The organism is Streptomyces sp. NPDC057854 (genome assembly GCF_042797055.1).
Lineage (GTDB): Bacteria > Actinomycetota > Actinomycetes > Streptomycetales > Streptomycetaceae > Streptomyces.
Window position 1 is genome coordinate 109,081 of the sequence record NZ_JBHVMF010000020.1, and the last position, 23,310, is coordinate 132,390.

The window sequence follows — 23,310 nt, forward strand, 5'->3', positions numbered from 1 at the left end:
GGGGTCCGGGTGCCGGGAACCCTTCCGCCGCCTGCCTTGTAGGCCCCTCCAAGCGTGCGGCGATCTTTTGGTGCGATCGTACGGGCGCCGCTCGCCGCCCGTTCTCCCATTCGGACCAGCGGTCGGGGTCCCCTAGACTCGAAGACGTGCCACGTGGTGACGGTCGACTCAATCACGACCTGCTCCCCGGCGAGAAAGGCCCCCAGGACGCGTGTGGCGTCTTCGGTGTCTGGGCTCCGGGTGAAGAGGTCGCAAAGCTCACGTACTTCGGGCTCTACGCCCTCCAGCATCGGGGTCAGGAATCCGCGGGAATCGCGGTCAGCAACGGCTCCCAGATCCTCGTCTTCAAGGACATGGGCCTCGTGTCCCAGGTCTTCGACGAGACCTCTCTCGGCTCCCTCCAAGGTCATATCGCGGTCGGTCACGCCCGCTACTCGACCACCGGAGCCTCCGTGTGGGAGAACGCCCAGCCGACCTTCCGGGCCACCGCCCACGGTTCGCTGGCGCTCGGCCACAACGGCAACCTGGTGAACACGGCGCAGCTGGCCGAGATGGTCGCCGACCTTCCCAAGAAGGACGGCCGCGCCACCCAGGTCGCCGCCACCAACGACACCGACCTCCTGACGGCGCTCCTCGCCGCCCAGGTGGACGAGGACGACAAGCCGCTCACCATCGAGCAGGCCGCCGCGAAGGTCCTCCCCGAGGTCCGGGGCGCCTTCTCCCTCGTCTTCATGGACGAGCACACGCTCTACGCCGCCCGCGACCCGCAGGGCATCCGTCCGCTGGTCCTCGGCCGGCTGGAGCGCGGCTGGGTGGTCGCCTCCGAGTCCGCCGCCCTCGACATCTGCGGCGCCAGCTTCGTCCGCGAGGTCGAGCCGGGCGAGCTGATCGCGATCGACGAGAACGGCATCCGCACCTCGCGATTCGCGGAAGCGAAGCCCAAGGGCTGTGTCTTCGAGTACGTGTACCTGGCCCGTCCCGACACCGACATCGCCGGGCGGAACGTGTACCTCTCCCGCGTGGAGATGGGCCGCCGCCTCGCGAAGGAGGCGCCGGTCGAGGCCGACCTGGTCATAGCGACGCCGGAGTCCGGCACCCCCGCCGCCATCGGCTACGCGGAGGCGTCCGGCATCCCGTTCGGCGCCGGCCTGGTGAAGAACGCCTACGTCGGCCGCACCTTCATCCAGCCCTCGCAGACCATCCGCCAGCTGGGCATCCGCCTCAAGCTGAACCCCCTCAAGGAAGTCATCAAGGGGAAGCGGCTCGTGGTCGTCGACGACTCGATCGTCCGCGGCAACACCCAGCGCGCCCTGGTCCGCATGCTCCGCGAGGCGGGCGCCGCCGAGGTCCACATCCGGATCTCCTCGCCGCCGGTCAAGTGGCCCTGCTTCTTCGGCATCGACTTCGCGACCCGCGCGGAGCTGATCGCCAACGGCATGTCCGTCGAGGAGATCGGCAAGTCGCTCGGCGCGGACTCGCTCTCGTACATCTCCCTGGAGGGCATGGTCGAGGCGACCACCATCGCCAAGCCGAACCTCTGCCGGGCCTGCTTCGACGGCGAGTACCCGATGGAGCTGCCCGACCCCGAGCTGCTCGGCAAGCAGCTCCTGGAGACGGAGCTGGCCGCCGGCCCCGCCGCCACCGCGGCCGCCGACGCCCTGCGCCGTCCGTGACACCCCGCTGCACACCCGCAGTACACGACACGAAAGTTCTTCAGCATGCCTGAGACCACTGGTGCCAGCTACGCCTCTGCGGGCGTCGACATCGAGGCGGGCGACCGCGCCGTCGAGCTGATGAAGGAGTGGGTGAAGAAGACGCAGCGCCCCGAGGTCCTCGGCGGCCTCGGCGGCTTCGCCGGCCTCTTCGACGCCTCCGCCCTCAAGCGCTACGAGCGTCCGCTGCTCGCCTCGGCCACCGACGGCGTCGGCACGAAGGTCGACATCGCCCGCCAGATGGGCGTGTACGACACCATCGGCCACGACCTGGTCGCCATGGTCATGGACGACATCGTCGTCTGCGGCGCCGAGCCGCTCTTCATGACCGACTACATCTGCGTGGGCAAGGTCCACCCGGAGCGGGTCGCCGCCATCGTCAAGGGCATCGCCGAGGGCTGCGTCCTGGCCGGCTGCGCCCTGGTCGGCGGCGAGACGGCGGAGCACCCGGGCCTGCTCGGCCCGGACGACTTCGACGTGGCCGGCGCCGGCACCGGCGTCGTCGAGCACGACCGCCTGCTGGGCGCCGATCGCATCCGTACGGGGGACGCGGTCATCGCCATGGCCTCCTCCGGGCTTCACTCCAACGGGTACTCGCTCGTCCGGCACGTGGTCTTCGACCGCGCCGGCATGAGCCTCGACCAGCGGGTCGACGAGCTGGGCCGGACGCTCGGCGAGGAGCTGCTGGAGCCCACCCGGATCTACTCGCTGGACTGCCTGGCGCTCACCCGGACCACCGAGGTGCACGCCTTCAGCCACATCACCGGCGGCGGCCTCGCGGCCAACCTCGCGCGGGTGATCCCGGACGGCCTGCACGCCACCGTGGACCGCTCCACCTGGACCCCGGGCGCGATCTTCGACCTCGTCGGCACCGCCGGCCGGGTGGAGCGCCTGGAGCTCGAGAAGACCCTCAACATGGGCGTCGGCATGATGGCCGTCGTCCCCGCCGAGTCGGTCGACGCCGCCCTCACCACGCTGGCCGACCGCGGGCTCGACGCCTGGGTGGCCGGCGAGATCACCGAGCGCGGCGACCGGACCTCCGGCGCCGAGCTGGTCGGCGACTACGCGAAGTAGGCGACAGCGGTACGTGAAGGGGCACCCCGCCGGGCGGGGTGCCCCTTCCTCGCGTGTCCGTCCGGGACCGGCGCGCGTCGCTGGGCAGCTCGCAGCGGCCCGGCGCGGCCCGTGGCGCGCCGGGAGAGGCGCCGGGCCGCGGAGACGCCGGGCAGCACGAAAACCCGGTCCGGACAGCCGGACCGGGTTTCGGTCTTCAGAAGGTCAAGCGCGACGGGACGAGTGCGGACCGGACTCGTCGTCCTCGTCCTCGTCGTCCGTGTTGTACAGATCCGCGTACTGCGCGTACGGGTCGTCTTCCTCGTCGTCGTCCTCGAACGGCTCGCCATTCGGCGGCTGGTTCGAAGTCGAAGCGCCCAGTTCATGGGCCAGACGCGCCAGGTCGGTCCCGCCGCTGCTGTACTTCAGCTGGCGGGCGACCTTGGTCTGCTTGGCCTTTGCCCGGCCGCGCCCCATGGCTCGACCCCCTCGGTGACGGGGCTCGCCGGCCCCAGAGTCTTGACACGCGTTCATGGTCCGAAACGGCCTCTCGACGGAGAGACCGGTCCGTAGGGCTTCAACGGTACCTGTTTCCTCGGGTCTACGGTACGCCGCGCGCATCACATACCCCGGTACAGAACCATCGAGGTGCCCTTTCCTCGCTGGTCAGTCGCGATTTTAACCTCTTCTGGGGGTCCGACCCGCCGATCGGCGTGAGCGAAGTCTCCCGGGCCGCGGGCCGGACCCCGTGGGCGTCAGGCCCCGGCGCGCCGCGCGTCGGCCATCCGCTGCTCGGCGATCCGGTCGGCGGCGGCGGCCGGCGGAATGCCGTCGGCCTTCGCACGTGCGAAGATCTCCAGGGTGGTGTCGAAGATCTTCGTGGCCTTCGCCTTGCAGCGGTCGAAGTCGAAGCCGTGGAGCTCGTCGGCGACCTGGATCACGCCACCGGCGTTCACCACGTAGTCCGGGGCGTAGAGGATGCCGCGGGCCTCCAGGTCCTTCTCGACGCCCGGGTGCGCGAGCTGGTTGTTCGCCGCGCCGCACACGACCTTCGCGGTGAGGAACGGGACCGTGGTGTCGTTCAGGGCGCCGCCGAGCGCGCAGGGGGCGTAGATGTCGAGGCCCTCGACGCGGATCAGCGCCTCGGTGTCGGCGACCACCTGGACCTGCGGGTGCTTGTCGGTGATCCGGCGCACCGACTCCTCGCGGACGTCGGTGATGACGACCTCGGCGCCGTCCTCCAGGAGGTGCTCGACGAGGTAGTGGCCGACCTTGCCGACGCCGGCGACGCCGACCTTCCGGCCGCGCAGCGTCGGGTCGCCCCACAGGTGCTGGGCGGAGGCGCGCATGCCCTGGAAGACGCCGAAGGCGGTGAGGACGGAGGAGTCGCCGGCGCCGCCGTTCTCCGGGGAGCGGCCGGTGGTCCACTTGTTCGTCCGGGCCACGACGTCCATGTCGGCGACGTAGGTGCCGACGTCGCAGGCGGTCACGTAGCGCCCGCCGAGGGAGGCGACGAAGCGGCCGTAGGCGAGCAGCAGCTCCTCGGTCTTGATCAGCTCGGGGTCACCGATGATCACGGCCTTGCCGCCGCCGTGGTCGAGCCCGGCCATGGCGTTCTTGTACGACATGCCGCGCGCCAGGTTGAGGGCGTCGGCGACGGCCTCGGTCTCGGTGGCGTACGGGTAGAAGCGGGTGCCGCCGAGGGCGGGGCCGAGGGCGGTGTTGTGCAGGGCGATGACGGCCTTGAGGCCGGTGGCGCGGTCCTGGCAGAGCACGACTTGCTCGTGGCCGCCCTGCTCCGAGTGGAACAGGGTGTGCAGGACGCCGTCAGTTGCGGTCACGGTGGTGACTCCCAAGGAAGAAGCGGCGGGGAGGTCCCCCCTGCGGGTGGGGGAGGACCCATTGCGCCATGAGATTAAGTCCTACCTGGGCGTAGGAAGGGCGGAGTGGGCCGGATCACCCCCTCGGGGAGTACCCGCGTGGAAGGATTCGCGGCATGTCGGTCGACTCCACGTTGCTCGTCCCGTACGCCTCTTATCTGCGGGTGTACGAGCCGCTGGCCGCGTTCCCCGAGCCGGAGCGGACCCACTGGTCGCGGTACGCCCGCCGGCCGGGCACCCCGGGTGCCCAGGACGAGCTGCGGCGCTCGCTGGCGGACCTGGTGCCGGTGCCGCCGGTCCCGGTGCCGGTGCACGAGAGCGGCGAGGCGTTCGTGGCGCACCTGGACGGGGTGGTGGTGGTCTGCCCGTGGCGGACCCGGCTGCGGAGCTGGCTGGCGCTGCGGGACCTGGTGGCGGAGAGCGGGCTGCCGGCGCCGGTGCTGGACGCGATGCTGCCGCCGGTGGTGCGGGCGCAGGTGGAGGCGGATCACGAGCGCTGGCTGGAGCGGAACCCGGACGCGCGGCCGTGGATCAGGACGGCGGTGTGGCAGGTGCCGCTGCGCTGGTTCGCGCTCTTCGGCGACGAGGAGCGGTCGTACGAGGCGGGGGACCGGGCGGCGGGGCGGGCGCCGGTGCTGCGCTACCGGACGACGATGGCGCAGGCGCGGCGGAGGCTCGCGCGGGCGCTGCGCGCGCTGCGGGACTCGGTGGACGAGGGGCCGCTGGCGCAGGGGCTGGTGGACGTGGGCCGGTGGCTGGAGGAGTTCCATCCGCGGGCGCTGGTGGAGCTGGACTACGGCGGTCTGGTGCACGCGGTGGCGGAGGAGCGGCTGGCGGCGGACCGGTCGGCGGCGGACGTGGCGGAGGGGCTGGCGGCGCTGCGGGCGGGGGACGACGTGGCGGCGGCGGAGGTGTACGCGCGGCTGGCGGAGCGCTGGCGGGCCGTCAGGGACCTGCGGCACGCGAATTGACATAGGCCGGGCATCTTCGTCAGGTGTGCATGGACAAGACATGTCCCGTGGGGGTAAATGATCTTCATGGTGGCTGGCCGGATCGATCTGGCCGGATCCGGCGGGACGTTGGTCCTGAACCGGGCCTTTGGCTCAAGCGTGACGGACAGCACTAAACGTACCCTTGCGTCGATCACCTACCCTCGTGCCAAAATAGGACAAGGAGTCCGGGGAGGGTTCCTTCCGCCCAAGTTCGGGCGGAAAGCTCAGCATTGCACTCTATGGGGGGTCTGAGGACTCCTGATCGCTCTGTGACTGATCGTCACAGTGGCGTGACTGTCCGTTATGGCATGGTCAGTCGACTTCCGCCGCTGATGAACACCTGCGAGGGCAATTCCATCGGTTTGGCCGACGCGGCTGGACGGATGGTGTAGTTGTAGTGCCGAGGACAAGCCGTTCGTCCTATAACCGACTCGACCCGCTTCTGCCATTTCGGGCAAGGCGGGTCAAGGTGCAGAATTTAGAGGAAAGAACCGAGAAGGTTCGGTTCTCCCGAGGAGGCCGCTCATGACCGCTCGCACCCCTGATGCCGAGCCGCTGCTGACCCCTGCCGAGGTCGCCACGATGTTCCGCGTGGACCCGAAGACGGTGACCCGCTGGGCCAAGGCCGGCAAGCTCACGTCCATCCGCACCCTGGGTGGGCACCGCCGGTACCGCGAGGCCGAGGTCCGCGCCCTGCTGGCGGGCATCCCGCAGCAGCGCAGCGAGGCCTGAGGCACCCGCGAGACGCGCAACACCCCGTAACACCGGGCCTGTCCGGGTCCCCCAACCCGGTCGCCCACCCCTCAGCTCTGCCGACGGACCTGCCCCAACAGGCCACCGTCACCGATCGCGCTGGACTCCGCCGGGTCCAGCGCGATCTTCTTTTTGGGCCCGCTCCCACACCTCGAACACGGGTGCAATTGCACGTATTAAATGGAGGTGTTGTAGGAGCGGCATAAACGAGGGGGTTGCGGAAGGGGTTTCCGTGACTCCCGTCACACCGTCAAAGCCTTGTCACCGACCAGCCTGCCACCCCCGGAGGCGGCACCCCAGTCGCCGATGGTCACCGGCAGGCGGGACTTTCGTCCCCCGTTCGAGTGGAGTCCACGCATCGGCCGGCGGCGGAAGAGCGTCCTGTGCGCACGACGAAGAAGGCCCGCATCGAGACGATGCGGGCCTTCTTCCAACGCGATCCTGACGGGACTTGAACCCGCGACCTCCACCTTGACAGGGTGGCGAGCTAACCAACTGCTCCACAGGACCCTCGCAACCGTTCGTGCGTGGCTGCGAGAAGAACTGTACAGCAGGTCAGCGGTCCGGTCGAACTCACACCCAGTCCGCTACCGCGCCGGTGCGGGCACGGCCGCGTCGATCGCCTTCACGATCCGCTTGTCCGACACCGGATGCGCGGTGCCCAGCGCGTGCGCGAAGTAGCTCACCCGCAGCTCCTCGATCATCCAGCGGATGTCCGTGACCTCGGCCGGCACCGGCCGCCCCTTCGGCAGCTGCTCCAGGAGCCACGCGTACTCGTCGAGCATCTCGTGGACCTTCTCCATCCGGGTGGTGTCCCGCTGGACCCCGGTCGGCATCTGCTGGAGCCGCCGGTCCACCGCCACCAGGTAGCGCATCAGGTCCGGCAGCCGCTTCAGGCCCGTACGGGTCACGAAACCGGCCGGCATGAGCCAGTCCAGCTGCTTCCGCACGTCCTGGAGGTTCGGCAGCAGCGCCGGGCTCGTGGTGGCCTTCAGCCGCCGCTCGCACGCCTGCCAGGCCGCCAGCACCTGCTGGACCTGGCCCACCGTGCGGACGGTCAGCTCCACCAGGTCGGCGCGGACCTTGTCGTACAGGGTCCGGAAGGACGCCTCGTCCCACACCGGGCCGCCGTGCTGCGCGATCAGCCGGTCGGCGGCGGCGGTGGCGCAGTCCTCGAAGAGGGCCTGCACCGAGCCGTGCGGGTTCGCCGACAGGGCCAGCTTCTGCTGGTTGGTCAGCCGGTCGGCCGCGAACTTCGCCGGGCTCACCGGGACGTTCAGCATGATCAGCCGGCGGGTGCCCCGCCACATCGCCCGCTCCTGCTCGGCCTCCGAGTCGAAGAGCCGGACCGCGACGGTGTCGCCCTCGTCGACCAGCGCCGGGTACGCCTTCACCGGCTGCCCGCCCCGCTTCGTCTCGAAGACCCGCACGAGGGTGCCGATCGTCCAGTCCTTCAGCCCCGAGCGCTCCAGGGAGGGACCGGAGCCGTCCGGGCCCGCCGTGGCCGCCTGGGCGGCCTTGGAGAGCGCCTGACGGGCCTTGGGGCGCAGCTTCAGCCGCAGCGCCTCCAGGTCCTTGTCCTCGGCGAGCTTCCGGCGCCGCTCGTCGACGATCCGGAAGGTGATCTTGAGGTGGTCGGGGAGCTTCCCCCAGTCGAAGTCCTCGGCCGTGAGCGGGACGCCGACCATCCGCTGGAGCTCGCGCGCCAGCGCCGTCGTCAGCGGCTCCTGGACGGGCACCACGGTGTCCAGGAAGCGTCCGGCGTAGTTCGGCGCCGGCACGTAGTGGCGGCGGATCGGCTTCGGCAGCGAGCGGATCAGCTCGGTGACGACCTCCTCGCGCAGGCCCGGGATCTGCCAGTCGAAGCCCTCGTCGGTGACCTGGTTCAGCACCTGGAGCGGGATGTGCACGGTGACGCCGTCGGCGTCCGCGCCCGGCTCGAACTGGTACGTCACGCGGAACTTGAGCGCGCCCTGCCGCCACGAGTCCGGGTAGTCGTCCTTGGTGACGGCCCCGGCCTTCTCGTTGATGAGCATCTCGCGCTCGAAGTCGAGGAACTCCGGCTCCTCGCGCCGCTTGTGCTTCCACCACGAGTCGAAGTGGGCGCCGGACACGACGTGTTCGGGGACCCGCTTGTCGTAGAAGTCGAAGAGCGTCTCGTCGTCGACGAGGATGTCCCGGCGCCGCGCCCGGTGCTCCAGCTCCTCGACCTCGGTGAGCAGCTTGCGGTTGTCGGCGAAGAACTTGTGGTGGGTGCGCCAGTCGCCCTCCACGAGCGCGTTGCGGATGAACAGCTCGCGGGAGACCTCGGGGTCGATCCGGCCGTAGTTCACCTTGCGGTCGGCGACGATCGGGACGCCGTACAGCGTCACCTTCTCGTACGCCATCACGGCCGCCTGGTCCTTCTCCCAGTGCGGCTCGCTGTACGTCTTCTTCACCAGGTGCTGGGCGAGCGGCTCGACCCACTCGGGCTCGATCCGCGCGTTCACCCGCGCCCACAGCCGGGAGGTCTCCACCAGCTCGGCGGACATCACCATCCGCGGCGGCTTCTTGAAGAGCGCGGAGCCGGGGAAGATCGCGAACTTGGCGTTCCGGGCGCCCAGGTACTCGTTCCGGGTGCCCTCACGCCGGCCGTCCTTCGCGTCCCGGTTCTCCTTGGACTCCTTCACGTCCTTGAGGCCGATGTGGCTGAGGAGGCCGGAGAGCAGGGACACATGGATCGACTGCTCCGGGGCGTCCTCCTCGTTGAGGTGGATCCCCATCTGCTTGGCGACCGTCCGCAGCTGGGAGTAGATGTCCTGCCACTCGCGGATGCGCAGGAAGTTCAGGTACTCCTGCTTGCACATGCGGCGGAAGGACGACGAGCCGCGCTCCTTCTGCTGCTCGCGGACGTACCGCCACAGGTTGAGGAGGGCGAGGAAGTCGCTGGTCTCGTCCTTGAAGCGGGCGTGCTGCTGGTCGGCCTGCGCCTGCTTGTCGGAGGGGCGCTCGCGCGGGTCCTGGATGGACAGGGCCGCCGCGATCACCATGACCTCGCGGACGCAGCCGTTCTTGTCGGCCTCCAGCACCATGCGGGCGAGCCGCGGGTCGACGGGGAGCTGGGAGAGCTTCCGGCCCTGCTCGGTGAGGCGCTTACGCGGGTCCTTCTGGGCGGGGTCGAGCGCGCCGAGCTCCTGGAGGAGCTGGACGCCGTCCCGGATGTTGCGGTGGTCCGGCGGGTCGATGAAGGGGAACTTCTCGATGTCGCCGAGGCCGGCCGCGGTCATCTGGAGGATGACGGAGGCCAGGTTCGTCCGCAGGATCTCCGCGTCGGTGAACTCGGGTCGGGTGAGGAAGTCGTCCTCGGAGTACAGGCGGATGCAGATGCCGTCCGAGGTACGGCCGCAGCGGCCCTTCCGCTGGTTGGCGCTGGCCTGCGAGATCGCCTCGATCGGGAGGCGCTGCACCTTGGTCCGGTGCGAGTAGCGCGAGATGCGGGCGGTGCCCGGGTCGATCACGTACTTGATGCCGGGAACGGTCAGCGAGGTCTCGGCGACGTTCGTCGCGAGGACGATCCGGCGGCCGGAGTGCGCCTGGAAGACCCGGTGCTGCTCGGCGTGCGAGAGCCGCGCGTACAGCGGCAGGATCTCCGTGTTGAAGAGCTTCTTCTTGGTGAGGGCGTCCGCGGTGTCGCGGATCTCCCGCTCGCCGGAGAGGAAGACCAGGATGTCGCCCGGCCCCTCCTTCTGGAGCTCGTCGACGGCGTCGCAGATGGCGGTGATCTGATCCCGGTCGGCGTCGTCGGAGTCCTCTTCGAGGAGCGGCCGGTAGCGGACCTCCACCGGATACGTGCGGCCGGAGACCTCCACGATCGGGGCGTCGCCGAAGTGGCGGGAGAAGCGCTCCGGGTCGATCGTCGCGGAGGTGATCACGACCTTGAGGTCGGGGCGCTTCGGCAGCAGCTGGGCCAGGTAGCCGAGCAGGAAGTCGATGTTGAGGGACCGCTCGTGGGCCTCGTCGATGATGATCGTGTCGTACGCGCGCAGCTCGCGGTCCGTCTGGATCTCGGCGAGCAGGATGCCGTCCGTCATCAGCTTCACGAAGGTCGCGTCGGGGTTCACCTGGTCGGTGAACCGGACCTTCCAGCCGACGGCCTCGCCCAGCGGGGTCTTCAGCTCCTCGGCCACGCGCTCGGCGACCGTGCGGGCGGCGATCCGGCGGGGCTGGGTGTGCCCGATCATGCCCCGGACGCCGCGGCCCAGCTCCAGGCAGATCTTCGGGATCTGCGTGGTCTTGCCGGAGCCGGTCTCACCGGCGACGATCACGACCTGGTGGTCGCGTATCGCCTCCAGGATCTCGTCCTTCTTCTGCGAGACCGGCAGCTGCTCGGGATAGGTGACGGCGGGCACGCGGGCGGCGCGCCGGTCGACGCGCTCCTTGGCCTTGGCCGCCTCTGCGGCGATCTCGTCCAGGACGGCGGCGCGGGCCTCGGGCTTGCGGATGCGGCGGGCGCCTTCGAGACGGCGGCCGAGCCGGTGGGAGTCCCGCAGCGAGACCTCGGCCAGGACGGACTGGAGGGCGGCGAAGGAAGTAGACATACGGAATCCAGGATCGCACCTGCGGCCGAGAAGCGGCGAACCGATTTACGAAGGGGCCCGCGCCCCGGTGCGTAGTATTCCGGGCATCTGGCCCGGACCGGAGAGGTTTCGCATGTTCCGCACCACCCCCGCGCCGGCGGCGTTCGCCGCGCTGCTGGGCCTGGTGCTCGGCCTGCTGCTGTGCGGGGCGTCCGCGTCCGGCGGCGGTACGGCTCACCCGGCGGTCCCCGACGCGGTCCCGGTGGCCGCGGGCGCCGCCGTACCGGGCTGCGGTCCGGGCTCTCCGGCCGACCCGGGCGACGAGGGCCCCGTCGTACCGCCGAGGGCGCAGGGCTTCGCCGAACTGCTGCCCGTCCTGGCCGCCGACCGGGCGGCGCCCGTGGTCCGGCAGCCGGCTCCGGCCGCCCCGCCGCCGGCGCCGGGCCGGGAGCCGCCCGCGCGCGTGCCGACCCCCGTGGAGCTGTCGGTCCTGAGGGTGTAGCCGGACGGCCGCGACCGCGTCCGTCCGTCCCTTCCTCTCTTCCCTCCAGGAGCGCTTCCGCATGTCCACGTCCCCGTCCAAGGCCAAGCCCGTCGCCGTCGTCGCCGGGGTGGCCACCGCCGCCGTGCTGCTCGGCGTCGTCTCGTACACCGCCACCAAGCCCTCGTCCCCCGGCGCCTCCGGCTCCTCGGCGGTCGCCGAGGTCTCCGCCGACCCGTCCGCCGGCGTCTACGACGGGCTGGCGGCGTACGCCCGCCGCGACCCCGCCGACAAGCTCGCCCTCGGCCGCGCCGACGCCCCCGTGGTCCTCGTCGAGTACGCCGACTTCCAGTGCGGCTACTGCGGCAAGTTCGCCCGCGACACCGAGCCCGCGCTGATCGAGAAGTACGTCGAGAAGGGCACCCTGCGCATCGAGTGGCGGAACTTCCCGATCTTCGGCGAGGAGTCGGAGGCCGTCGCCCGCGCCTCCTGGGCGGCCGGCCAGCAGGGCCGGTTCTGGCAGTTCCACAAGGCCGCCTACGCCGAGGACGCCAAGGAGAAGGGCTTCGGCAAGGAGCGGCTCGCCGCCCTCGCGCGGGAGGCCGGCGTGCCCGACGCGGCCCGGTTCGCGAAGGACAGCGAGAGCGCCGCGGCCCGCGAGGCCGTCCGGAAGGACCAGGAGGAGGGCTACCGGCTCGGCGCCACCTCCACCCCGTCCTTCCTGGTCAACGGGCGGCCGATCGCCGGCGCCCAGCCCCTGGAGACGTTCACGGAGGCCATCGAGGCGGCGGCGCAGGCCGCACCGGAGAAGTCCCCGGCGGAGAAGCCCTCCCCGGAGCAGCCCTCCCCGGAGGGGTCCGCGCCGGGGAAGGCCGGGCAGTGACCTCCGGGATCGGCTACTTCGCCGCGTTCCTCGGCGGGCTGCTCGCCCTCCTCAGCCCGTGCAGCGCCCTGCTGCTGCCCGCCTTCTTCGCGTACTCGATCGACACCCGCGCGAAGCTCGTCGCCCGGACCGGCATCCTCTACGCGGGCCTGGCGACCACCCTCGTGCCGCTGGGCGCGGCCGGATCCCTCGCCGGCCGGTTCTTCTACGGCCACCGGGACCTGCTGGTCACCGCCGGCGGCTGGCTGATCATCGGGCTCGGCGTCCTCCAGCTCCTCGGCCGGGGCTTCACCTCCCGCCGGATCGCCGAGGCGAGCGGCCGCATCCGGCCCACGTCGGCGCTCTCCGTCTACGCCCTCGGCCTGGTCTACGGCCTCGCCGGCTTCTGCGCGGGCCCGATCCTCGGCAGCGTCCTGACGGTGGCGGCGCTGAGCGGCAGCCCGGCGTACGGAGGGCTGCTGCTCGCCGCGTACGCGCTCGGGATGGCGGTCCCGCTGTTCGTGCTGGCGCTGCTCTGGGAGCGGTACGACCTGGGCCGGCGGCGCTGGCTGCGCGGGCGCCCGCTGCGGGTCGGCCGCTTCGAGGTCCACTCGACGTCGCTGGTCTCGGGCCTGTTCTTCGTCGTCCTCGGCACGCTGTTCCTCGTCTTCGACGGGACGACCGCCCTGCCGGGGCTGCTCTCCGTCGACGACTCCTTCGCGGTGGAGGAGCGGGTCGCCGCGCTGGGCCGCGCGGTGCCGGACTGGGCCCTGCTGGTCGCGGTGGTGGCGGTCGTGGCGGCGGCGCTCGCGCTGCGGGGCCGCCGGACGGGCCGGCGGCGCGAGGAGGTCTGAGCGGTACGGGGGAGGGGCGCGGGCCCTTCCCCCGTACGGGCGGTTGGTGCGGCGTACGACGAACGGACGGCCGGGGCGTCGCGTACGACGAACGGACGGCGGGTGTCGCGTACGACGAAGAAGGCCCCGTTCTCTCGAACGGGGCCTTCCTTCTGTGGCTGGGGCCGGGGTCGAACCGGCGACCTATCGCTTTTCAGGCGATCGCTCGTACCAACTGAGCTACCCAGCCACGAGGTCATCTCTGACCTCGGCGATCCTGACGGGACTTGAACCCGCGACCTCCACCTTGACAGGGTGGCGAGCTAACCAACTGCTCCACAGGACCTAGCGTGGTGTGTGCGGACACTAGTGTCGCACACGGTCATGCGTGCCCCCAACGGGATTCGAACCCGTGCTACCGCCTTGAAAGGGCGGCGTCCTGGGCCACTAGACGATGAGGGCTAGAGGCTCACCTGGGCGCTTTGCGGCGCCTCGGGGACGTGAGAAGCATATGGGATGCCGGGCGGTATCGCCAAAACGGTTTCCGCGGAGGGGACAATGGGCCCGTGCTGGAGATGACGCGCGAGGAGTTCGAGGAGCTTGTCGCCGAGGCCCTGGACCGGATCCCGCCGGAGCTGACGCGGCTGATGGACAACGTCGCGGTGTTCGTGGAGGACGAACCCTCTCCGGACGACCCCGAGCTGCTCGGGCTCTACGAGGGGACGCCGCTCACCGAACGTGGCGAGTGGTACGCGGGCGTGCTGCCCGACCGGATCACGATCTACCGGGGGCCGACGCTGCGGATGTGCGAGTCCCGCGAGGACGTGGTGGCCGAGACGGAGATCACCGTGGTCCACGAGATCGCCCACCATTTCGGGATCGACGACGAGCGGCTGCACGCGCTGGGCTACGGCTGATCCGTTCCTCCCGGTCCCGGTCCCGGTCCCGGTCCCGGTGCCGGCCGCGGTCGCGGGCCCGCCCGCTCCGGTGGCCGGATCCGGCGGGAGATCGCGGTCGAACAAGGGGCCGTCGCGCCGTGTCCCGTGGGGCGCCTGGGGAGTTGGGCAGGGGGACGCGTTCCTTCCCCCGCCTTCTGTGTCCTGGAGGTGCCTCCGTGCGCCATGTCCCCACCCGCGTTCGATGGGCCGCAGCCGCCCTCGCGGTCGCCGCGTGCGCCGGTCTGAGCGGCTGTATGAGTGTCAGCGACGACAGCGCGCGGCCGGCGCCCGGCGCGACCGGGGGGAAGCCGGGCGCGTCGGCCGAGCCGGAGGGCGGCCCCGGGGCCCCGGACGGCGGCGGGGACGCGTACGGCGGCGGGCAGGGCGACCGGCCCGGCGCGCCCGACGCGAAGGGCGGTGGCGGGAAGTCGCCGGTGCCGAGCGGTGCGCCCTCCGCCTCCGCCACGCCCAGCGCCGGTGCGAAGACCCCCGGTCCGGTCGCGCCCGGCGGGGTGGTGCCGCCCAGGACGCCCCACGAGGCCGGCGGCACGGCCGGCGGCGGCACCGGGGCGGGCGGTGCGGCCGGGAGCGCGGGCGGCGGCGGGGACGCGGGCGGGGCCGCCGGCGGGAGCGCGGGCGGTGGCGGCGGGGACGGCGGCACCGCGGGCGGGACCGGCGGGGAGGCCGGAGGCGCGCCGGGCGGCGGCGGGCACACGCCTACGCCGGAGCCGACCCCGGAGCCCACCCCGACGCCCGAGCCCACCCCGGAGCCGACGCCGGAGCCCACGCCCGAGCCGACCTCGAACCCGACCGACCCGCCGACCGAGGGACCCGTCACCCAGATGGGCGAGGTGCGGGCCGCCGGAACGCCGACCGAGCCGACGGCATCACCGCAGGTGAGCCCGGTGTGACGGGCGTCGGTTTGCCTTGAGCGGGGGGGAGTGCGTATGGTGGTAGATCGTTTGATCCCATTTGCCCGGCGCCACGACCGAAGAGCGCCGTGACTGGCGCGTACTCTCCCTTGCCGTGGCTGACCGCATAGAGGCGGTCTTGTGCGAAACACGGAGTTGACGGGCGCGTGCCGAGACTCCGGAAGGTTTCGCATTTCGCATGTCCATTTCTCATTCTGACCACGCCGTCATGCCCGAGAACGACGAGATCACCGAGATCGTCGAGCTGGCGGACGACGCAGAGATCACCGACGAGCTGACCGACGAGCTCACCGACGACCTCGACCTCACCGACGAGGCGGCCGACGCCGCCGACGAGGACGACCAGACCCCCGAGATCACCTTCGGCGACCTGGGCCTGCCCGAGGGCGTCGTCCGCAAGCTCGCGCAGAACGGTGTCACCACCCCCTTCCCGATCCAGGCCGCGACCATCCCGGACGCCCTGGCCGGCAAGGACATCCTGGGCCGCGGTCGCACCGGCTCCGGAAAGACCCTCTCCTTCGGCCTCCCGCTGCTCGCCACCCTGGCCGGCGGCGAGACCGAGAAGAAGAAGCCCCGCGGCGTCATCCTCACCCCGACCCGTGAGCTCGCGATGCAGGTCGCGGACGCCCTCCAGCCCTACGGCGACGTGCTCGGCCTCCGTATGAAGGTCGTCTGCGGCGGTACGTCGATGGGCAACCAGATCTACGCCCTGGAGCGCGGCGTCGACATCCTCGTCGCCACCCCGGGCCGCCTCCGCGACATCATCAACCGCGGCGCCTGCTCCCTGGAGCAGGTCCAGATCGCGGTCCTCGACGAGGCCGACCAGATGGCCGACCTGGGCTTCCTGCCCGAGGTCACCGAGCTCCTCGACCAGATCCCGACCGGCGGCCAGCGCCTCCTCTTCTCCGCCACGCTGGAGAACGAGATCGACAGCCTGGTCAAGCGCTACCTGGTGAACCCGGTCACCCACGAGGTCGACCCGTCCGCCGGCGCCGTCACCACCATGACCCACCACGTCCTCGTCGTGAAGCCGAAGGACAAGGCCCCGGTCACCGCCGCCATCGCCGCCCGCAAGGGCCGGACGATCATCTTCGTCCGCACCCAGCTCGGCGCCGACCGCGTCGCCGAGCAGCTGCGCGAGTCCGGCGTGAAGGCCGACGCGCTGCACGGCGGCATGACCCAGGGCGCCCGCACCCGCACGCTCGCCGACTTCAAGGACGGTTACGTCAACGTCCTCGTCGCCACCGACGTCGCCGCCCGCGGCATCCACGTCGACGGCATCGACCTGGTCCTCAACGTGGACCCGGCCGGCGACCACAAGGACTACCTGCACCGCTCGGGCCGCACCGCCCGCGCCGGCCGCTCCGGCGTCGTGGTCTCGCTGGCGCTGCCGCACCAGCGCCGCCAGATCTTCCGCCTCATGGAGGACGCGGGCGTCGACGCCTCGCGCCACATCGTCGGCGGCGCCGGCGCCTTCGACCCCGAGGTCGCCGAGATCACCGGCGCCCGGTCGCTGACCGAGGTCCAGGCCGACTCCGCCAACAACTCGGCCAAGCAGGCCGAGCGCGAGGTCGTCGACCTGACCCGCCAGCTGGAGCGCCTGCAGCGCCGCGCCGTCGAGCTCCGCGAGGAGGCCGACCGCCTCGTCGCCCAGGCCGCCCGCGAGCGCGGCGAGGACCCGGAGACCGCGGTCGCCGCCGTCGCCGAGGCCGCCGAGGCCGAGGTCGCCGCCGCCGCTGCCGAGGCCGAGCGCGCCGCCCGCGAGGAGCAGCGCCGCGAGGAGCGCCCGGCCCGTGACGAGCGCGGCAACTACGAGCGCCGTGACCGCGGTGGCGACCGTGGCGGCTTCCGCCGCGACCGCGACGACCGTCCGTCCGGTGGCTTCCGCCGGGACAACGACCGTCCGTCGTTCCGTGACCGCGACCGTGACGACCGGGGTGGCGACCGTGGCGGCTTCCGCCGTGACAACGACCGTCCGTCGGGTGGCTTCCGCCGCGACGACCGTCCGTCCGGTGGCTTCCGCCGCGACAACGACCGCCCGTCGTTCCGCGACCGCGACCGTGACGACCGCGGTGGCCGTTCGTTCGAGCGCCGTGACAACGACCGTCCGTCGTTCCGCGACCGCGACGACCGGGGTGGCCGTTCCTTCGAGCGCCGTGACAACGACCGCCCGTCGGGCGGCTTCCGCCGCGACGACCGTCCCTCCGGTGGCTTCCGCCGTGACAACGACCGTCCGTCGGGTGGCTTCCGCCGCGACGACCGTCCGTCCGGTGGCTTCCGCCGCGACAACGACCGCCCGTTCAACCGCGACCGCCGCGACGACCGCCCCTCGGGCGGCTTCCGCCGCGACGACCGCCCGTCCGGTGGCTTCCGCCGCGACGACCACCGCCCGTCCGGCTCCTCCTTCGGCGGCGGCCGCCGCGACGACAAGCCCCGCTGGAAGCGCAACGGCTGACCCGCAGGCCGCGTGACGTGACCTGACGCGCGTACGACGAACCCCCGTGACACCCGCTGTCACGGGGGTTCGTCGCGTCCGGCGTACAACCATCGCGTCCGGCGCACAACATCGCGTCCGCCGTACAACCATCGGGGCGGCGAACCCGTCTCGTACACGGGCACGGAAGACGCACGCGCGCGCGTGCGTCCGACCTGCCGACCGTCACCCGCGATGGATCACCCGACGCGTCACCCCCCGGGGAGGGGCCTTCTTGTCTCGTACCGCACCCGCGCGGCGGACCCGCACCCGCGCCGCCCTGCTCGCCGCCGTCCTGGCCGCCGCCACCGGCGCGGGCCTCGTGCCCAGCGCGGTCGCCGCGCCCGGGGCGCCCGTACCCGGCATCGACCAGCTCGACCTCGACCCCACCTGGCGCACCGCACCCCGCGCGGAGACGGTCGTCGCCGTCGGCGCGGGCGGGTACGCGCACCGGGGGGCGCGGAAGGTGGTGGAGTGGACGGATTTCGCTACCGGCACCAGCAGGTCCCTGGGATCCGGCCAGGGCAATGGCGCCTTCGGAGAGTTCGGGACCGGCGGCCGCTACCTCTGGGTGGACCAGGACTTCGGTAGCTCAGCCATCCTCGACCTGGAGACCGGCACGACGACGGACTTGTCCGTCCCCAAGGACACCTCGTATCGCGGGCTCGTGGGCGACCGGATGCTCTTCCAGCAGTACGAGCCCGGCACTTCGCTGGGTTCCACCGTCGGGTTCTTCATCCGGAGCGCGGCCTCGCCGAACGGCGCGTCCGTTCCTGTGACCGGCTGGCCGGCTGGGGCAGACCTCCACATGGCGCGACTGGTCGCAGGCACCCAGGGGCTGGCCGTCCTGAGGTTCGGCCTGAGAGAGACGGGCGTGGAGGGGGACCACCTCGGGCTCGTCGACCTGACGACCGGGCGGATGCAGGTGCTGAAGGAGCCCACCGCGGCGGACATCACGCTCGACGCGGGCGTGACCGTCACCACCGAGCGGATCGCGTGGGTGGATCCGGATCGGACCGTCCACATCCGGCACCGCGCCGACCTCACCGGGCCGGAGATCAGCTACCCGCTGCCGGCCGGGCTGAGTGCCGTCCGGATCGGTCTCGTCGGCGACTGGCTGCTGACCACGGCGGAGCCCAGCCCCACGGCCGAGGTCGTCACCACAAGCACGGATCTCACCCGGCGCCTGGTCGCCCTCAGCCCCACCGGCGAGCAGCAGACGCTGCTCGCGGGAGCCGAGGAGCGGATCACCCAGCTGGGTGACGGCTCCGGTACCGCAGCCGTCACCGGCGGCACGTCCGCCACCGACTGGGCCGTCCTCAAGGCCGTCCCCGGCAAGGGCGGCGGCGCCCCGGTCCTGGAAAAGCTGCGCACGGTCGCGCCCGTGCCGACCGAGGTGGTGGCTCTGGCGCTGGGCATGGGCCGGCTGACCACGCTGGAGCGGGACGGTTCGAAGTCGCCTGACTTCAAGACGCGCTCGCTGCCCGTCGGCCCGCTTCACACCGGCCAGAGCGCACCCGTGCAGTCAGGCTCGGAGGCCGGCGCGCAGTGGCTCGAAACGCCTGTCTTCGACAGTGGCGACGGCCGAACGGTCGCCGCCCCTCGGATCACGGACGCCACCCGCACAGTCGTCTCCCGCCGTACCACTGGGCAGACCACTCGGGTGCCGGTCGGCCAGCCGGGCGGGAGCCAGGACGGCGAGATCGCCGACACGTTCGGCCGGTGGGCGGTCTTCCAGACCGGCCTTCACGTGAACGGCGAACCTGTCAAGGTCGGCGAGACCCTCGTCCTGGACATGGACGGGCAGAAGATCGTTTCCCGTCAGAAGCAGGTCGCCGCCGCACTCTGGGGCGACACCCTCTACACCGGTACGGCCACCGCGGGCCAGATCGCCCGCAAGGACCTCGCCACCGGCAAGACCCTCGGCACGCTCACCACCGGCACCGCCTGCGCGCCGACCGAACTCCAGACGGCGGGCCGCTGGTTGTACTGGGCGTGCGCCGGCTACACCAAGCAGGGCGTCCTCGACCTGAAGAACCCGTCGGCGCCCGTCCACATCGCCCTGACGGGCTCCTTCCATGGCGGCCTGCTCGGTGACGGCTACTTCGTGGACCAGCACAACCCGCCGTACCTGCGGGTCACCCCCTTCCACACCGGGAAGGCCGGCACCCCGTACATCCTGACCCAGGCCGAGCCGGTCCACGGCCTGCGCCGCGTCGCCTGGACCGTCGACCGCTTCGGCGGCGCCGTCGCCTACCGCGGCGCCGACCAGCGCGTCCACGCGGTGTGGACCGACCTCCCCACCTCCGACCTGACGGCCGCCTCCGCCTCCGTCCCGGCGAGCCTGCGGATGCCGGGCACCTGGAAGGCGTCCTGGACGCTGTCCAAGCCGGCCGCGTCCTACGAGTTCACCGTCCGGGACGCGTACAGCTGGAAGGCCGTCCGCACCGTCCGCGCCGGCGAGACCCGCGGCCGGATCGACGTCACGTGGGACGGCCGGAACGCGGCGGGCCTGCCCGCGCCCAACGGGCCGTACGCCTGGGAGCTGCGCGCCACCACCGCCGACGGCAAGGGCCGCGACCTGGTCGCCTCCGGCCGGTTCCCGGTCACCGGCAGCAGGCCCGCGTACCGCGACCTCGCCGGGCACGACGCCCTCGGCGAACTGCTCGCCGTGGACGCGGCCGGCGCCGTCTCCCTCTACCGGGGCAACGGCTACGGCACGTTCGCCGCCCGCACCCCCGGCTCCGGCTCCGCCTTCCCGTCCGGCACCCTCCTCGTGCCCTTCGGCGACGTGAACGCCGACGGCTGCGCCGACGTCCTCGGCCGCGTCGGCGGCGACCTGCGCGCCTACCGGCCCGGCTGCGGCAAGGTCGTCACGGCCTCCTCGCCGTACACGACGATCGGCTCCGGCTGGAGCCAGTACGACGTGCTGACCTCGCCCGGCGACGTGAACGCCGACGGGTACGCCGACCTTATCGCCCGCCAGACCACCACCGGCGACATGTACTTCTACGCCGGCACCGCCGACCACCGCCTGAAGGCCCGCGTCCGCGTCGGCACCAACTGGAAGCTGTACAAGAAGATCACCGGAGCCGGCGACCTCGACGGCGACGGCCGCGGCGACCTCGTCGCCGTCGACGGCGCCGGCGCCCTCTGGGCGTACTACGGCACCTCGACCGGCGGCGTCACCGCGCGCGTCCGGATCGGCGGCGGCTGGCAGATCTACTCCGCCCTCCAGGGCACCGGCGACCTCGACGGCGACGGTGACGGCGACCTCGTCGCCCGCGACACGTCCGGCCGCCTCTACGCCTACTACAGCCACGGCCGAGGCCGCACCGGCGACCGCTACCTGCCCCGCGAACTCGTGGGTTCCGGCTGGAACACCTTCCGCACCCTCTTCTGACCCGCCCGCCGCGCCCCCACCCGGGGGCGCGGCACGGCGACCGACCGATACCCGATCGGTTCCGGGTGCCCGTCGGGCTATGCTGCTCGGAGTACTCGCACACGGGCCGTTAGCTCAATTGGCAGAGCAGTGGACTTTTAATCCATTGGTTGTGGGTTCGAGTCCCACACGGCCTACCGCATTCGAAGCGCCCCGCCCGGTCCCCACCCGGCGGGGCGCTTCGTCGTCCCAGGGTGCCGGTTCCGCGGGTGGGTTCCGTCGGACGGGTGCTTTTGGGGGGTGGGGTGGGGGAGGGTGGGGGAGGCTGGTTGGCGGAGGTGGGGTTGTGGACGGGGCCGTGCGGCGGTGGGACGAGGGTCAGACGGCGGGTGTCGCGCGGGATCTGGCGCGGTGGGCGCTGGGTTCGGCGGCGGGGGCGGTGTGCGTGCTGCTGCTCGCGGTGGGCAGCGGCGGGTTTCCGGTGCTGGTGAGCGGGCTGCTGGGGCTGGCGGCGGGGGCCGTCGGGCTGTGGTGGGTCGCGGCGCACCGGGGGGCGTTGCGGGTGGCCGGCGGGGTGCTGGCGATCGGCGCGCCGGTCGGTGTCCTCGTGCTGTACGTGGTGGGCGGGCTGTGGTTGTTCGCGCTGGCCGCGCTCGCGTTGTGGGCGGCGGCGCTGGGGTGTGCGCGGGAGGCGCTGCGGCGGCCGGGGGAGGCGGTGGACGCGCCGGCGCCGGCGGTTCCCGCCGTACGGCCCCGGCAGCCGGTGCTCATCATGAATCCGCGGTCCGGCGGCGGGAAGGTGGAGCGGTTCGGGCTGGTGGCGAAGGCGGAGCGGCTGGGGGCGCGGGTGCTGCTGCTCGACCCGGCGGCGCAGGCGGACGTGACGGCGCTCGCCCGGAAGGCGGTCGCGGACGGCGCGGACCTGCTCGGGGTGGCGGGCGGTGACGGCACGCAGGCGCTGGTCGCGGCGGTGGCCGCCGAGCACGACCTGCCGTTCCTGGTGGTGTCGGCCGGGACCCGGAACCACTTCGCGATGGACCTCGGTCTCGACCGCGACGACCCGGCGGCGGGTCTGGACGCGCTCACCGACGGCGAGGAGCTGCGCGTCGACCTCGGCACGGTCGCCGGGCGCCCGTTCGTCAACACGGTGTCGTTCGGGGTGTACGCGGACGTGGTGCAGCGGCCGGAGTACCGCGACGCCAAGGCGGAGACCGCGTTCGACGCCCTGCCCGACCTGCTGCGGGGCGGCCAGGGCGACCGGCTCGACGCGACCGCCGACACCACCCGGCTGACGGGCCGGCAGGCGATCCTGGTGAGCAACAACCCGTACGCGGCCCCGGATCTGTTCAGCGCGGCGAGCGGGCACCGCCCCCGGCTGGACGGCGGCCGGCTCGGGGTGATCGGCATCCAGGTGGACGGCCCGGCGCACGCCGCCGACCTGGTCGTCCGGGGCACCCAGTCGTCCGCGCTCGCGGTGCTGACCGCGCGGCGCGTCGTGGTCCACGGCACGGTCACCGCCGCCGGCGCGCCGAAGGCGGAGGGGACCGTCGCGGTGGCGGTGGACGGGGAGGCGCTGGTCCTGCCCACGCCGGTCGTCTGCGAACTCCGCCCGCGCGCCCTGCGGGTGCTGGTGCCGCGGGCCCGGCCGGGAGTGGTTCCGCCGCCCCCTCCGTTGGACTGGCGGCGGATCATCCGGCTCGCCTTTCCCGAGCAGTACGGCCCCGGTCCCGCGCACCGGCCGGAACCGTCCGAAGACCCCTACAGGAGCGGCGCATGAGTGACATGAGCGACGAGAGCAGCGGCGGCGGCACGGCCGGGCGGGTGCGGCTGAAGGACCGGCCGCGGGCCGCCGCCTGCGCGGCCCGGGCCGTCCTCCACGACCTGCGGGCGGTGGACGGCGCCCTGTACGCGGCGGTGGCCGCCACGCCGACGCCCGCCCTGGACGTGGGGCTGCGCCGGCTGTCGAAGGCCGCCGACCACTCGAAGATCTCGTTCGCGGTGGCCGCCGGGCTCGCCCTGCTGCCGGGCCGGCCGCGGCGCGCGGCGGCGGTCGGCGTCGGCGCGATCGCGCTCGCCTCGGCCACCGCCAACCTGCTCGGCAAGCGGCTGGTCCGCCGGCCGCGCCCCGACCGGGAGGCGGCCCGGGTGGTGGTCGGGCGGCATGTCGCGATGCCGGAGTCGGCATCGTTCCCGTCCGGGCACACCGCCTCGGCGGTGGCCTTCGCCACCGCCGCCGGCGTCGTCCTGCCGCCGGCGGCCGTGCCGCTGGGCCTGCTGGCGTCGGCGGTCGGCTACTCCCGCGTCCACACCGGGGTCCACTACCCCGGCGACGTCGCCGCCGGCGCCGTCCTGGGCCTGGCCAGCGGCGCCGCGTCGCTGGCGATCGGAGCCTCCCTCACCCGGGCGCTCCGGCAGCCGGCCAACCCGGCCGCCGGGGCCTGACGCTACGTCACGGGCGCGCGT

At 72.5% G+C, this 23,310-nt stretch carries 16 protein-coding genes and 5 tRNA genes; 14 read left to right on the plus strand and 7 right to left on the minus strand.

Features of this window, described 5'->3' with window-relative positions; all coding sequences use genetic code 11:
• The first annotated feature begins 146 nt into the window (after positions 1-146).
• Both purF and purM read left to right on the plus strand, forming a co-directional pair.
• Complete coding sequence (gene purF / locus ACFVQZ_RS26560; protein ID WP_030496506.1) at positions 147-1,673, plus strand: amidophosphoribosyltransferase; 1,527 nt, start codon at positions 147-149, stop codon at positions 1,671-1,673.
• A gap of 45 nt (positions 1,674-1,718) precedes the next feature.
• Positions 1,719-2,786 carry a phosphoribosylformylglycinamidine cyclo-ligase gene (purM, locus tag ACFVQZ_RS26565; RefSeq protein ID WP_030496505.1) on the plus strand — a complete coding sequence of 356 codons (1,068 nt, stop codon included), beginning with the start codon at positions 1,719-1,721 and terminating at the stop codon, positions 2,784-2,786.
• 204 nt (positions 2,787-2,990) lie between these two features.
• Here the strand turns inward: purM and ACFVQZ_RS26570 are convergent, their stop codons facing one another.
• Together ACFVQZ_RS26570 and ACFVQZ_RS26575 are read right to left on the minus strand one after the other, a co-directional pair.
• Entirely contained in the window at positions 2,991-3,242 is a 252-nt protein-coding gene (locus tag ACFVQZ_RS26570) for a DUF3073 domain-containing protein (protein ID WP_030496504.1), read from the minus strand.
• A gap of 278 nt (positions 3,243-3,520) precedes the next feature.
• Positions 3,521-4,621, minus strand: a complete 1,101-nt coding sequence (locus ACFVQZ_RS26575; RefSeq protein WP_383626687.1) for a Leu/Phe/Val dehydrogenase — start codon at positions 4,619-4,621, stop codon at positions 3,521-3,523.
• Positions 4,622-4,761: 140 nt separating this feature from the next.
• Between ACFVQZ_RS26575 and ACFVQZ_RS26580 the strand changes: the two genes are divergently transcribed.
• Together ACFVQZ_RS26580 and bldC are read left to right on the plus strand one after the other, a co-directional pair.
• The gene (locus ACFVQZ_RS26580; RefSeq protein ID WP_030496502.1) at positions 4,762-5,616 is read left to right on the plus strand and encodes a hypothetical protein; all 855 of its coding nucleotides are present in this window, start codon (positions 4,762-4,764) and stop codon (positions 5,614-5,616) included.
• A 546-nt stretch (positions 5,617-6,162) separates the two neighbouring features.
• Positions 6,163-6,369, plus strand: coding sequence for a developmental transcriptional regulator BldC (bldC, locus tag ACFVQZ_RS26585; protein ID WP_003949541.1), 207 nt, complete (start codon positions 6,163-6,165; stop codon positions 6,367-6,369).
• Positions 6,370-6,826: 457 nt separating this feature from the next.
• On the opposite strand, the gene ACFVQZ_RS26590 is transcribed toward bldC, so the two are convergent.
• Positions 6,827-6,900 (minus strand) — tRNA-Asp (locus ACFVQZ_RS26590).
• 77 nt (positions 6,901-6,977) lie between these two features.
• Entirely contained in the window at positions 6,978-10,967 is a 3,990-nt protein-coding gene (gene hrpA / locus ACFVQZ_RS26595) for an ATP-dependent RNA helicase HrpA (RefSeq protein WP_383626690.1), read from the minus strand.
• A gap of 112 nt (positions 10,968-11,079) precedes the next feature.
• Here hrpA and ACFVQZ_RS26600 point away from each other — a divergent pair, with 112 nt between their 5' ends.
• The 3 genes from ACFVQZ_RS26600 (at position 11,080) to ACFVQZ_RS26610 (ending at position 13,143) form a co-directional block, all read left to right on the plus strand.
• Entirely contained in the window at positions 11,080-11,448 is a 369-nt protein-coding gene (locus ACFVQZ_RS26600; RefSeq protein ID WP_030496500.1) for a hypothetical protein, read from the plus strand.
• Positions 11,449-11,509: 61 nt separating this feature from the next.
• Complete coding sequence (locus ACFVQZ_RS26605; protein ID WP_383626693.1) at positions 11,510-12,310, plus strand: DsbA family protein; 801 nt, start codon at positions 11,510-11,512, stop codon at positions 12,308-12,310.
• Positions 12,307-13,143 (plus strand): cytochrome c biogenesis CcdA family protein, encoded by an 837-nt coding sequence (locus ACFVQZ_RS26610; protein WP_030496498.1) that lies wholly within the window; start codon positions 12,307-12,309, stop codon positions 13,141-13,143. Before ACFVQZ_RS26605 ends, ACFVQZ_RS26610 begins: the two co-directional genes overlap by 4 nt.
• Before the next feature lie 155 nt (positions 13,144-13,298).
• Here ACFVQZ_RS26610 and ACFVQZ_RS26615 read toward each other — a convergent pair.
• The 3 genes from ACFVQZ_RS26615 to ACFVQZ_RS26625 form a co-directional block, all read right to left on the minus strand.
• Positions 13,299-13,372: transfer RNA gene (locus ACFVQZ_RS26615), tRNA-Phe, on the minus strand.
• A 22-nt stretch (positions 13,373-13,394) separates the two neighbouring features.
• Positions 13,395-13,468, minus strand: a tRNA-Asp gene (locus tag ACFVQZ_RS26620).
• 43 nt (positions 13,469-13,511) lie between these two features.
• Positions 13,512-13,584: transfer RNA gene (locus tag ACFVQZ_RS26625), tRNA-Glu, on the minus strand.
• A gap of 104 nt (positions 13,585-13,688) precedes the next feature.
• Here ACFVQZ_RS26625 and ACFVQZ_RS26630 point away from each other — a divergent pair.
• The 7 genes from ACFVQZ_RS26630 (at position 13,689) to ACFVQZ_RS26660 (ending at position 23,289) form a co-directional block, all read left to right on the plus strand.
• Positions 13,689-14,039, plus strand: coding sequence for a metallopeptidase family protein (locus ACFVQZ_RS26630; RefSeq protein WP_030496497.1), 351 nt, complete (start codon positions 13,689-13,691; stop codon positions 14,037-14,039).
• A 275-nt stretch (positions 14,040-14,314) separates the two neighbouring features.
• On the plus strand, positions 14,315-14,971 hold the full coding sequence (locus tag ACFVQZ_RS26635) for a hypothetical protein (RefSeq protein ID WP_383626696.1): 657 nt from the start codon (positions 14,315-14,317) through the stop codon (positions 14,969-14,971).
• A gap of 199 nt (positions 14,972-15,170) precedes the next feature.
• Entirely contained in the window at positions 15,171-17,447 is a 2,277-nt protein-coding gene (locus tag ACFVQZ_RS26640; protein WP_030496495.1) for a DEAD/DEAH box helicase, read from the plus strand.
• Positions 17,448-17,700: 253 nt separating this feature from the next.
• Positions 17,701-20,868: an FG-GAP-like repeat-containing protein gene (locus tag ACFVQZ_RS26645; RefSeq protein WP_383626699.1), complete on the plus strand. Its 3,168-nt coding sequence runs from the start codon at positions 17,701-17,703 to the stop codon at positions 20,866-20,868.
• Between the two features lie 103 nt (positions 20,869-20,971).
• Positions 20,972-21,044 (plus strand) — tRNA-Lys (locus ACFVQZ_RS26650).
• A gap of 149 nt (positions 21,045-21,193) precedes the next feature.
• Positions 21,194-22,624 (plus strand): diacylglycerol/lipid kinase family protein, encoded by a 1,431-nt coding sequence (locus ACFVQZ_RS26655; RefSeq protein WP_383626701.1) that lies wholly within the window; start codon positions 21,194-21,196, stop codon positions 22,622-22,624.
• Positions 22,621-23,289: a phosphatase PAP2 family protein gene (locus tag ACFVQZ_RS26660; RefSeq protein WP_081959710.1), complete on the plus strand. Its 669-nt coding sequence runs from the start codon at positions 22,621-22,623 to the stop codon at positions 23,287-23,289. Before ACFVQZ_RS26655 ends, ACFVQZ_RS26660 begins: the two co-directional genes overlap by 4 nt.
• The last annotated feature ends 21 nt before the right edge of the window (positions 23,290-23,310 follow it).

What these genes read in the sequence shown, in the direction of transcription:
- ACFVQZ_RS26640 (WP_030496495.1), top strand. Translation starts at nt 15,171, where the DNA reads ATGTCCATTTCTCATTCTGACCACGCCGTCATGCCCGAGAACGACGAG.
- ACFVQZ_RS26605 (WP_383626693.1), top strand. Translation starts at nt 11,510, where the DNA reads ATGTCCACGTCCCCGTCCAAGGCCAAGCCCGTCGCCGTCGTCGCCGGG.
- hrpA (WP_383626690.1), bottom strand. Translation starts at nt 10,967, where the DNA reads ATGTCTACTTCCTTCGCCGCCCTCCAGTCCGTCCTGGCCGAGGTCTCG.
- ACFVQZ_RS26600 (WP_030496500.1), top strand. Translation starts at nt 11,080, where the DNA reads ATGTTCCGCACCACCCCCGCGCCGGCGGCGTTCGCCGCGCTGCTGGGC.
- bldC (WP_003949541.1), top strand. Translation starts at nt 6,163, where the DNA reads ATGACCGCTCGCACCCCTGATGCCGAGCCGCTGCTGACCCCTGCCGAG.
- ACFVQZ_RS26580 (WP_030496502.1), top strand. Translation starts at nt 4,762, where the DNA reads ATGTCGGTCGACTCCACGTTGCTCGTCCCGTACGCCTCTTATCTGCGG.
- purM (WP_030496505.1), top strand. Translation starts at nt 1,719, where the DNA reads ATGCCTGAGACCACTGGTGCCAGCTACGCCTCTGCGGGCGTCGACATC.
- ACFVQZ_RS26570 (WP_030496504.1), bottom strand. Translation starts at nt 3,242, where the DNA reads ATGGGGCGCGGCCGGGCAAAGGCCAAGCAGACCAAGGTCGCCCGCCAG.
- ACFVQZ_RS26635 (WP_383626696.1), top strand. Translation starts at nt 14,315, where the DNA reads ATGAGTGTCAGCGACGACAGCGCGCGGCCGGCGCCCGGCGCGACCGGG.
- ACFVQZ_RS26660 (WP_081959710.1), top strand. Translation starts at nt 22,621, where the DNA reads ATGAGTGACATGAGCGACGAGAGCAGCGGCGGCGGCACGGCCGGGCGG.